We start from the raw sequence: 10,527 nt of genomic DNA, 5'->3' as shown, positions 1-10,527 counted from the left end.
AGCGCGTGCACAGCGCGGGGACGCACGCGCTGGTCGGCCACGGCATGCCGGAGCCGGCGCTCGAGCTCGCGGCGACGGCGGGCGTCGAGCCGTCGATCGCCGCCGCCCACCAGGCGCGCTACCTGGTCGAGCCGCTGCTCGCCGACACCGACCTCGTGCTGACCATGGCCAGGGAGCACCGCTCGCACGCGGTGAAGATGCTGCCGAGCATCCTGCGGCGCACGTTCACGGTGCGCGAGTTCGCCCGGCTCGCGTCCACCCTGACCAGTGCGGACGCGAGGGCGGCAGCCGATGCCGCCGGCGACGCCCCTGCCGACCGGTTCGCCGCCGTGCTGCGCGCGCTCAACGACCAGCGCGGACTTACCCCCTCGCAGCCGGAGGACGACGACGTGATCGACCCGTACCGCCGCTCGCGCGAGACCTACGCGCTCTCGGCATCGCAGCTCACCCCGGCGCTGGCCGAGGTCGAGCGGGTCGTGCGCGACGCCATCGGCTGAGACGCACCCGTCCGCACGGACGATCACCGTATGCTCATGGTCATGCAGGCATCCCGTGCTCCCCGAGGGATGCGCGAGGGGCGGAAACCGTGGAACTGAGAGACTACGTGCGCATCGTGCGCGCGCACTGGATCGTGATCGTGGTGGCCACGCTGGTCGGTGCCGCCGCCGCGTTCGGATGGACCGCCCTGCAGCCGCGCGTGTACTCCGCCGACACCACCGGCATCGTCACGGCGGCCGGCGGCGACGGCTCGAGCGGCTCCGCCCTGGTGGGCAATCAGCTCGCGCAGAGCAGGGTGAAGTCGTACCTCAACATCGGCTCGTGGCGGGCGGTCGCCGAGCACGCGATCGACGAGCTCGGGCTGGACACGACCCCCGACGTGCTCGTGAACCGGGTGACCGTGACCAATCCGCTTGACACGACCGCCCTGCAGGTCACCGCGAAGGGACCGACGCCGCAGGAGGCACAGGCGCTGGCGCAGGCCTGGCTCGACGGCATGGCGATCGAGATCGACAAGCTCGAGGGCGGCACCTCGTCGACCCCGGCCGCGATCTCCCTCGTGGTGGGCGACTCCGCGCGCCTGCCCACCGAACCCTCCTCCCCCAACACGCGCATCGCGGTCCTCATCGGCGCGCTCGCCGGACTCGCGCTGGGCCTGGTCTACGCGTTCGTGCGCCACACGGTCGACCGGCGGGTCCGCCACCCCCGCGACATCGAGCGCGAGACCGGCGTCTCCGTCATCGGGACGCTGCCGCTGGAGAAGTCGATGTCCGACGAGCGGCAGGTGATCGACTTCTCGCTCGAGTCGCAGCACGGCGTCTCCCACCACACGATCGAGTCGATGCGCGAGCTGCGTACGAACCTGCAGTTCATCGACGTCGATCACCCGCCGCGGGTGATCGTCGTGACCAGCTCGGTGCCGGGCGACGGCAAGTCGACCGTGTCGGTCAACCTCGCCTCGAGCCTCGCGGCCGCCGGGCAGTGGGCGATCCTGATCGACTGCGATCTGCGGCGTCCCGTCATCGCCGACATCTTCGGCATGTCCCGCGACGTCGGGCTGACCGACGTGCTCGCCGGGCGGGCGGAGCTGCAGGACGTGGCGCACCGCCCCTCGCGCGACGTGCCGCTGGCCGTGGTGGGGGCGGGGCGCATCCCGCCGAACCCCAGCGAGCTGCTGGGCTCGAAGCGCATGCGCGACTTCCTGGCCGAGATCAGCTCGTCGGCCATCGTGATCCTCGACTCCCCGCCCGTGCTGCCGGTGACCGATGCGGCGGTGCTCGCCGCCGGCGCTGACGGCGTGCTGATCGTCGTGTCGTCCGGCAAGACCACGTTCGACATGCTGCAGCGCGCGATCGCCAACATCACGCGCACCACCGGCCGCGTGCTCGGCGTCGTGCTGAACCGCGTGCCGCGCAAGGGCGCCGAGTCGGCGTACTACGGCCGCGAGTACTACGGCGCGTACGAGCGGTACGCGGAGCCGGACGACGCACCGGCCGACCCGCCTTCCGACGCCGGACAGACGCCGGGCGTGCGCCGCCGGGGCACGGCTCAGGTCTGAGGCGCCCGCCGCAGCAGTCCGTCCGTGCGCAGCGTCTCCGCGGCCGCCGCGACGAGGGCTCCGGCGTCCGCGCCTTCCGGCCGGCCGTGCATCCTCACGACCTCCGCCGTGATGTCGTCGAGCGGGCGCCCGTCGGCCGCGCGCCACACGGCCGGTCCGATGCCGTCGAGCACGTGCACGCTGCTGCCGTCGTCGGTGCGGCGCAGCAGGGCCAGTCGTCCGTCGCCGAGGTCGAGCGCATCCACGACCGCTGTGCGCACGAGCGCGCCGGGCGCGCCCCCGGCCACGGGTCCCGGCGCGGGTTCGGGTTCGGACACGGGTTCGGGCGCGGGTTCGGGTTCGGGCATGGGTTCGGACGCGGTGTCGGCGTCGTCGCGCGACCGCGACCCCGTCGGCGCCTCCGCGAGCAGCGCGGCCACCACGGCGTCGAGCGTCTCGGCCTCGCGGTATCGCACGCGCACGGCCCCGCCGACGCGGTCGAGCACGTCGCGGATCAGGTGCAGCGGGCGCGGGGCGTCGCTGAGGTAGCTGGTCTGCGGCGCGAGCAGCTCGAGCGCCTGGGCGAGGTCGAGGCGCTCGACCTCGGGTGAGGCCGGTCCGTCCACGCGGCGGTCCAGCACCACGACGGCGGCGACGCGCGGTGCCCCGGACAGCGGCACCCCGGAGTGCAGCGACGAGGGCGCGACCTGCACCTTGTGCGGTGCGGCGGCCTCGATCACGGACAGCGGCTTCCGGTAGGCGACGATGGTGCCGTCCGCGGCGACCCCGACGGTCTCATCGCTCACGTACGCGTACCGACGGGCCAGCCGGCGGGCGGCCGTGGTCTTGCCGGTGCCCGACGGCGCGCTGAGCACCGCGACCCGGCCGTCGGCGTCGGCGAGACCCGCGGCGTGCATCATCCACAGGGCGTCGCCGCGGCGCAGGGCCAGCGCTGCGAGGGTCACGTCACTCGACAGGAGCGCGAGGGCCGCGTCGTCGTCGCCGCCCTCCCGAACGCGGACGACGGAGTGCAGCGGGCCGTCGGCGTCGGTCAGCGCGTCGCTCCAGGCGGCGCGCACCCGATCCGCGAACACCGGACCCCTGGTCGACGCGTCGATGTCGATGACGGCGCCGATCGCGGCGACCCGGATGCGGTCGGACATGGCGCCAGCCTATCCGTGCACCGCGGCAGCTCCCCGGGGCGGCGGCCGAGCCCGCGGCGCTTTCGCCCACCCCGAGTCGAACGCACAATCCGCGCAGAAAGAACGCGCACAGCGCGCTTTTCCCCGGTGCGCCGCCCGTGCCCGTCCGCCCGCCCCTACCGTCTCTTCCACGGAGGGCTCCTGGGGGATGCAGACGGTTCGTGTCGCCGCTCCGCGACCGCACGTCACGCTTCTGCACCCACGGGAGAGAGCCCCATGATCGACGACGACCGTCCCCCGCCCCGACCGTCGCGACGAGCCGTCCTGCACGCCGCCGCGTGGAGCGTCCCGGTGATCGCGCTGGCCGCCGCCGCACCGCTCGCGGCCGCCAGCGCCACCACTTTCAGCCTGGCCTGGACGGGTGCCACCACTTCACTCGTGGCCCTTCCCCTGCTCGACGGCGGCGGCGTCCTCACCAGCCAGAACGTGGTCACGGTGCCCACCCGCTTCACGATCGTGAACGGGCCGAGCCCGATCACCGCCGCCCCGGCGACGATCACGCTCGCGATCGGGCGTCCCACCGACCTCACGCTCTCGCTCGGCCGCGCGCGGGGCATCGGCGTCTGGTCCGTCGACGGTGTCAGAACGACGGCGGCCGAACGCACCGCGGTCTACGAGACCGCGCCGATCGTCGGGCAGTCCGGGTTCCCCGCCACCACGTGGACCGGCACGCGCACCGTCACGGTCGCCCCGGACGGCGCCGTGGACCTGTCGGTCGTCGTCGGGCTCGCCGGAGCGTCGACCGGCGTCACGGTGAGCGCGCTCGCGACCTTCCCCGTGACGCTCACGGTCACCATCGGCGGGACCGCCGCGACGGCGACCACCACCATCCCCGTGCCCGTCGGCGCGGGAATTCTCTGATCACCTCTGTACTTCCGCGTGCTCCACTGAATACTTGTTCAAATCGGGCAGTGTCGTCCACCGGCGGTGCGCCCCGAACCCTCGAGCGATCGGGGCGGAGCGAACCTCCGCCCGGATCCCCCCGCGGAACGGAACCTCTGAGGAGGACCTCGTGAACACCAAGGCCGCCCACTCGATCGACGACCGCGAGCTCTCCCTGCACGGGATCCGTCGAGTCGGGGACCACCCCGGTCTCCGCTCGCGCGTGCGCAGCTCCGGAGGGGTGCTGCTGCTCGGAATGGGCGGCGCCACGTCCGAGCTCACCGTCGACACGGTCAGCGCCTACCCCGACCACTCGGTGTTCGCGTTCCTGGAGGCGCAGGCCCTGTGGTCGCGCGTCGACGGCGAGCCCTGGGTGGAGACCGAGAGCGGCCTCGTCATCGCACCGCACGGCATCACCCGGCGGCTCCGTGCGGCCGGGGTCTGGCGCTGCGTCGCGGCACTGGTCCCCCGCTCGGCCATCGCATCCTTCGTGCCCTCCCTCCCGCCCGACGCGAGCGTGTACCCCGAACGGCGGCTGCTGGATGCATCGCTGCAGCGGTTCATCGCCGGCCTGCTCGACACCGACGCGCACGCGTCGGCCATCGAGCAGTACGCGATCGAGCAGCTGGTGATGGAGATGAGCGGCGCCCTCGTGCTCGACCGCGTGGGCGGTGTCACCGGGCAGGGCACGCCCCACGAGGTCCTGCGCGAGCGGGCGATCGCGGTGATCGCCCAGCAGTGCGGCGACCCGTCGCTGAACCCGGCCAGGGTGGCGCGCGAGGTGCAGTCGTCGCTGCGCCAGCTGCAGCTGGTGTTCTCCGAGGTGAGCAACAGCGTGGCGGGCGAGATCCGGCGACAGCGGGCCCGCCTGGCGCACTCCCTGCTGATGGACAGCCGCTACGACGTGCTGAGCATCGACCAGATCGCGCAGCGCGCCGGCTTCCAGTCGCCGATGAGCCTGCGCCGCGCCCTCGACGAGTCCTACTCCGCAACCCCGCGCGCGCTCCGCTCGGCCCGCCGCGCCTAGCCCGCGCGCCCCTCCCAGAGCACACTCCGCGCAGGTTCGGCGCACCCCGCGCGTCTTTCGCGGGAAGCCCCGGAACGCCCTTCCCCGCAGCCCTAGCTTGAGGTCCACGGAGGGGCTCCTGGGGGATGCAGACAACGTGTCGCCTCTTCACGACACCGCGGGAAACCGCATCTGCATCTACGAGGGAGGACACTCACGTGACCGAGGAAATCCAGAAGAACAAGGGCATCACGCGCCGCACGGTCGTCAAGGGCGCGGCCTGGTCGGTCCCCGTCATCGCGGCCGCGGTGGCGACGCCGCTGGCCGCCGCATCGCTCACCGACAGCGACCTGGTCCCCGCGCTCAGCGGGCCGATCACGCTCAGCCTGGGCGTGGGCCCGCTGGCCGTCGCGAGCATCGCCACGGTCAACACGCTCACGATCACCAACAACGGCCCGGCCGCCTCCCCCGCCGGCGCCACGACCACCATCCAGTACACGCCGTCGCTGCTGACCCTGAACATCGGCCCGGTCGCCGGTGTGACCGTCGCCGGCACCGACGGCAACTACACCCTCACGCTCCCGTCGATCCCGGCGGGCGGCAACGTGGTGATCAACCTGGGCACGACGCTCGACTCGCTGCTGAACCTGAGTATCGTGACCGGGCTGCTCGGCGGACCGCAGCAGACGATGACGGCCACCGTCGCGGGCGACGACGTGACCGGCAACAACACGACCACCTCGAACGTGGGCATCACGCTCCTCTGACGAGCCGGCCACGAGGGGTGCGGTGCCGACACCGCACCCCTCGTGCGTGCCGCGGGTCAGCGCGTGCGTCGCAGCGGCTTGCGGCGCCCGGTCACCCAGCCCATCGCCCACTCCACCGGGCCGGTGCCGACGAAGCGCCACCACAGCCAGCCGACCAGGATCATGCCGGGGACGATCACCAGCCATCCGAGCCAGGCGTTCTCCGCCGGCCGTCCGTACGCTCCGTTCCACAGCGCGATGAGACCCACATGCAGCAGGTAGAGCGACAGCGCCACCTGTCCGCACGCCACCAGCGGCGTGAACAGCGCGTTCCAGAACCGGGCGCCGCGGCGGGATGTGGCCGCGAGCACCACCAGCACGTACGTGGCCGACACCAGGCCGATGTCGCGCAGGGTGTCGAACAGGAGCCCGGAGTCCGTTCCGCCGAACTCCGTGAAGGCCGCGACGCCCCACGACAGGTAGGCCACGACCGCGACGCCCGCGAGCGCCCACAGCAGCCCGTCCCGGCGCAGCCCGTGGCGGATCAGCAGGGCACCCGCCAGGAAGAACGGCAGCAGGTTCAGCAGCCGGTACGACGGACTCAGCGCGACCCACTCCAGCAGCTCGTGCAGCGGGCTGGGCGCCGTGTACGCCCACAGCCACCCCCGGGTCAGACGCACCAGCGGGTCGCTGAGCAGCAGCAGCGTCGCGGCGATCGCGATGAGCCACGGCGTGCGGGCGAGCAGCAGCGGGGCGCCGACGATCAGGAGCACGCCCAGATGCCCGAGGATGATCGCCACCCACGACCCCCACGTCGACATCCACACCCCGAGCGCGATCAGGAACAGTCCCCGCACCACCTGCTGCAGCAGCGTGAGCGGCACACGCGGGCCCCTGGTCCACAGCAGCTGCGCGGACATGCCCATCACGAGAGCGAACAGCGGAGAGGCCAGCTCGTTCAGCATCGAGCTCACGAACGTGACCGGCAGGGGCTTCACGGGCAGGAACACCGCGGCGTGCGCGACGAGCATCGCCACGATCGCGATCCCGCGCAGCACGTCGGGGATGCGCAGCCGATCGGTCGCGCGCACGCCGCTCGACACTCCGGTGGACACGACGTCGGCCTCGGTTCCCCCTCGCATTCCCTGACACTATTGGGTGCACCACCGACCGCGCGACCGGAGAGACCATGACGACGACCGAGCCGTCCCGCCCGCGACGCCGGCGGCGCGGGAGCGTGTGGGTGCACGTCGCGCTCGCCCTGGTGCTCGCGCTGCTGATCGTCGCGTTCGTGGGGCAGCCGTCGTCGAACTCGATGGCGCCGACGCTCGAGCCCGGCGACCGGCTCATCGTGAACCGCCTCGCGTACGTCGCCACGGACCCGCAGCAGGGCGACATCGTGGTGTTCCGTCCCGGCGACGGGTGGGAGCGCCCCGCGCCGACCGGCAACCCGCTGCGCGACGCCCTCGATGCGGCGGGCGAGGCGACCGGGATCCGGCCGTACGTGCTGGTGAAGCGGGTGATCGCGGGGCCGGGGCAGACCGTCGAGTGCTGCGACGCCGAGGGCGCGGTCCTGGTCGACGGCGAACCGCTCGACGAACCCTACGTCACGCGCGACCTGCCCTTCGTGGCGGGAGAGCTCGACTGCGACACGACCCCGGCCTCGACGCGCTGCTTCCCCGCGGTGACCGTGCCGGAGGACTCGTACCTGGTGCTGGGCGACAACCGCGCGAACTCGGCGGACTCGGTCTACCCGTGCCGCGGCAGGCCCGACGCCGGCGACTGCGCCCGGTGGATGACGCGCGACGAGGTCGTGGGCAGGGCGGGGCCGATCCTGTGGCCGTTCGACCGGTGGGGCGGCCCGTGACCCCCGGCCGCGGGATCAGCCGCAGCCGGGCGTCTCGAGCGTGACCGGGGTCTGTCGCACCATGGGCGTGGTCCACACGTCGTAGGGCCCGTAGTCGGCCCCGGTGGTTCCCTCCGCCCCCGTCATGTCGACCGTGATGACCGCGGCGGTCTGCGGCGGTGTGACCACGTTGATGCGCACGGCCGTGCGCCCGAGGTGGGTGCCCTCCGACACCAGCGTGTAGCTCTCGGCGCCCTCCACGCCCCAGCCGCTGATCGTGGCACCGACGGGCGCGTAGACGACCACGTCGGTGGCGATGTAGCCGGGCTGGAAGTGCGGGCCGGTGATGAAGTAGGGCAGGGCGTCGGCCTGCTCCGGCGTGATGTTGTTGGCGAACGTGATGGTCTGCCGGAACGACGGCGCGCCGGTCGCGGTGCACTGGTCGCTCGACGACACCACGCTCGCGTCGGCGTAGTAGTCGGTCTTCGCGCCGGTGGTGTCGTTGAAGTACACGCCGGCGACCGTCTGGTCGTCGTTGGAGGCGGGGAGCGTGCCGGCGACCTTGCTCCCGGTGAGCATCGCCTCGATGTCGGGGTTCGACGACCACAGCTTCATGCGGCCCTCGTCGGACGCCTGGCTCAGCGCGTCGAGGAACCCGAGCGGGCTCTGGATGCCGGTGGTGAGCGCGGAGAAGATCTGCGCAGCAGCCGCCGCGAAGAACTCGTCCTGGGCCGAGGCGTCGAGCACCTTGCCCGGCACGTACTCGCCGTAGGAGAAGTACACCTCGTTCAGCAGCATCGCCACCGCGTTGTCGCTCGTCAGGGTCTCGCCGGTCGCGAGCGGGATCGGGCCGGTGGCCTTGAGCATGTAGCTCAGCGCCACCGGGTCGGTCGAGATCACGTCGTCGAACGGCGGGAGCCCCTCGTCGGCCCACCACGCGCGCATGATCTCGACCGTGGTCGGGAAGTCCGGCGTCGCGGTCATGTTCGGGATCCAGCGGCCGATGATGTCGGAGTAGAGGTTCTGGGTCTCGGGGTCGAGCGGGGCGATGCTCTCCGGCCGCGCGTTGTCGAACTGCACGCTCGTGGCCTGGGTGGTGAGCTCGATGCGGCCATCGGTCGCGGTGACGAGGGCCAGCGCCGCGGGGTTGCCGCCGGAGGCCCGCAGCTCGGAGTTGCCCTGGAACATGAGCAGGTACGTGCGCGGGGTGCCCTCACCGAGCGCCGCGGGGAGCACCCGCAGGATCGGGGCGAGCGTGCCCAGCGTGTCGTCCACGCGCGAGACCGCGTCGTCGAGCGTGCCCAGCGCTCCGGTGACCTGCGGCAGCAGCACCGAGCGGTCCGTCTCGTCGATGCGCTGGTTCACCGACGAGAACACCGCCGCGCCGCTCGACACCACCTTCTCGAGGCTGTGCACCGCGGCCAGGTCGACGGCGCCGTCGACCGGGCGGAACGCGGCGAGGTCGAGCGTCGGCACGGCCTCGACGGCGAAGTCGGCGAGGTCGTCCACCCCCTCCGCGGCGGTGCGGATCGCGGCGAGGTTCGGGCCGAGGAACGGGATCCATTCCGCGGCCGTCCAGACGCCGTCCTCGGTCTCGGCGACCGCGGCGGCCGCGGACTTCTGCAGCGCGGCGGCGTCGGTGGTGGCGCCCTCCGTGTCTCCGGCGACGATCTTGGCCGGCAGACCGCTCGCGACCGGGATCGCCCGGGTGAGGGCGTCCCGCACGGTCAGCGCCTTGGACACCGCGATCCCCCCGACCACGGCGGCGACCGCGAGCACGAGGGCGAGGACGCCGAGGGCGATCCAGACGATGCGACGCCAGGGGGCGCGACGCGGGACATCGCGACGCGCGTCGGCACGCAGCTGGGCACGGGTGGGAGCGGAGGAGGACATCGCGTCCTATTCAAGCGCAGTTCCCCGGGAGAACGCCGGTGGCCGCCCGCGGGCGTGCGGCTCAGCGGCGGCGCAGGTACCCGCGCAGCGACCGGAAGCCCCTGGCCCATCGCCGGCGCTGGAAGGCCAGGGCCTCGCGGCGGCTCGGCCGACGGTGCGGGTCGTTGCGGGGGATGTCGTCGCGGGGCACCCACAGCGCGTGCAGCAGAACCCTGACCTTGTCGCGCAGCGGGGCGTCGGCGATCTCCCTGATCCACAGCGACGCGGCCTTCGCCGGCGCCGGCTGCTGGTTCCGGAGCCACAGCGCCTTCTCGTCCGCGGTGGCGTCGTCGGCGGTGAGCGGCAGCCCCGCCTCCGCGATCAGCTCGCGCAGCACCCACTGCGCGCGACCGCCGCGCACGATGTCGCAGAACTCGCGCACCTCCGCGGCCGTGAAGCGCGTCGCGACGGCCGTGCGCACCGACTCCGCGTCACGGCGGTTCTTGGACACGTGCGGGTCGCGGGCGGCGTGCAGCGCCACGACGGCGGCCATGCCGGCGCGGGACGGGGTGAGCACGGCGGCGCCGCCCGTGCGGTGCACCTCCCTGCGCTGCCACAGCAGCTCGAACACGACCTCGGGCGCGGCGAGGAAGCCGGGGAAGAAGCGGTGCAGGTCGATGTCGCACGGCCAGTCGTCGTGGATCAGCGTCACGGAGTGCAGGTCGATGAACGTGGGCGGCATGCGGCCGGCGCGGGTGTGCCAGCCGCGCTGCTCCAGACGCTCGCGCAGCGCGGGCAGCGCCGCGGGGTGGACGAGCACATCGGCGTCGGCGGAGGGGCGGCGGTCGCGCAGCCCGTACTCGGCCGCGAACGGCCCCTTGAGCGACAGCGCCCGCACCCCGGCCTCGGCGGCCGTGTAGGCGACCAGGGCGTGCGCT

10 protein-coding genes are annotated in these 10,527 nt (G+C 73.0%); 6 read left to right on the top strand and 4 right to left on the bottom strand.

Annotation, left to right across the window (positions count from 1 at the left end; genetic code table 11):
• Window positions 1-497, top strand: a 497-nt coding sequence (locus DW299_RS18920) for an arsenate reductase/protein-tyrosine-phosphatase family protein (RefSeq protein ID WP_168443087.1), incomplete at its 5' end; no start/stop codon positions are given.
• 89 nt (window positions 498-586) lie between these two features.
• On the top strand, window positions 587-2,056 hold the full coding sequence (locus DW299_RS07220) for a tyrosine-protein kinase domain-containing protein (RefSeq protein WP_168442791.1): 1,470 nt from the start codon (window positions 587-589) through the stop codon (window positions 2,054-2,056).
• Here DW299_RS07220 and DW299_RS07215 read toward each other — a convergent pair.
• Window positions 2,047-3,198, bottom strand: a complete 1,152-nt coding sequence (locus DW299_RS07215) for a hypothetical protein (protein ID WP_136036180.1) — start codon at window positions 3,196-3,198, stop codon at window positions 2,047-2,049. The genes DW299_RS07220 and DW299_RS07215 overlap by 10 nt on opposite strands.
• Window positions 3,199-3,453: 255 nt before the next feature.
• Between DW299_RS07215 and DW299_RS07210 the strand changes: the two genes are divergently transcribed.
• The 3 genes from DW299_RS07210 to DW299_RS07200 all read left to right on the top strand — a co-directional run bounded on the left by DW299_RS07210 (window position 3,454) and on the right by DW299_RS07200 (window position 5,892).
• Window positions 3,454-4,098, top strand: coding sequence for a hypothetical protein (locus DW299_RS07210; protein WP_136036179.1), 645 nt, complete (start codon window positions 3,454-3,456; stop codon window positions 4,096-4,098).
• A gap of 151 nt (window positions 4,099-4,249) precedes the next feature.
• Window positions 4,250-5,146 (top strand): helix-turn-helix domain-containing protein, encoded by an 897-nt coding sequence (locus DW299_RS07205; RefSeq protein WP_136028737.1) that lies wholly within the window; start codon window positions 4,250-4,252, stop codon window positions 5,144-5,146.
• A 197-nt stretch (window positions 5,147-5,343) separates the two neighbouring features.
• Complete coding sequence (locus DW299_RS07200) at window positions 5,344-5,892, top strand: hypothetical protein (RefSeq protein WP_136036178.1); 549 nt, start codon at window positions 5,344-5,346, stop codon at window positions 5,890-5,892.
• A 56-nt stretch (window positions 5,893-5,948) separates the two neighbouring features.
• Here the strand turns inward: DW299_RS07200 and DW299_RS07195 are convergent, their stop codons facing one another.
• Complete coding sequence (locus tag DW299_RS07195) at window positions 5,949-7,013, bottom strand: acyltransferase family protein (RefSeq protein WP_136028739.1); 1,065 nt, start codon at window positions 7,011-7,013, stop codon at window positions 5,949-5,951.
• A gap of 47 nt (window positions 7,014-7,060) precedes the next feature.
• Between DW299_RS07195 and lepB the strand changes: the two genes are divergently transcribed.
• Window positions 7,061-7,738, top strand: coding sequence for a signal peptidase I (lepB, locus tag DW299_RS07190; protein WP_136036177.1), 678 nt, complete (start codon window positions 7,061-7,063; stop codon window positions 7,736-7,738).
• 15 nt (window positions 7,739-7,753) lie between these two features.
• Here lepB and DW299_RS07185 read toward each other — a convergent pair whose 3' ends face one another.
• Together DW299_RS07185 and DW299_RS07180 are read right to left on the bottom strand one after the other, a co-directional pair.
• Entirely contained in the window at window positions 7,754-9,610 is a 1,857-nt protein-coding gene (locus DW299_RS07185) for a DUF4012 domain-containing protein (RefSeq protein WP_136036176.1), read from the bottom strand.
• Between the two features lie 61 nt (window positions 9,611-9,671).
• Window positions 9,672-10,527 (bottom strand): nucleotidyltransferase family protein (locus tag DW299_RS07180; RefSeq protein WP_136036175.1); only part of this gene is annotated, 856 nt, incomplete at its 5' end.

It is taken from the genome of Microbacterium sp. K35, assembly GCF_004794375.1.
In the GTDB taxonomy this organism is placed as follows: Bacteria; Actinomycetota; Actinomycetes; order Actinomycetales; family Microbacteriaceae; genus Microbacterium; species Microbacterium sufflavum.
This window is presented reverse-complemented; position numbering and strand designations above follow the sequence as displayed.

What these genes read in the sequence shown, in the direction of transcription:
- DW299_RS07215 (WP_136036180.1), bottom strand. Translation starts at nt 3,198, where the DNA reads ATGTCCGACCGCATCCGGGTCGCCGCGATCGGCGCCGTCATCGACATC.
- DW299_RS07185 (WP_136036176.1), bottom strand. Translation starts at nt 9,610, where the DNA reads ATGTCCTCCTCCGCTCCCACCCGTGCCCAGCTGCGTGCCGACGCGCGT.
- DW299_RS07195 (WP_136028739.1), bottom strand. Translation starts at nt 7,013, where the DNA reads ATGCGAGGGGGAACCGAGGCCGACGTCGTGTCCACCGGAGTGTCGAGC.
- lepB (WP_136036177.1), top strand. Translation starts at nt 7,061, where the DNA reads ATGACGACGACCGAGCCGTCCCGCCCGCGACGCCGGCGGCGCGGGAGC.
- DW299_RS07210 (WP_136036179.1), top strand. Translation starts at nt 3,454, where the DNA reads ATGATCGACGACGACCGTCCCCCGCCCCGACCGTCGCGACGAGCCGTC.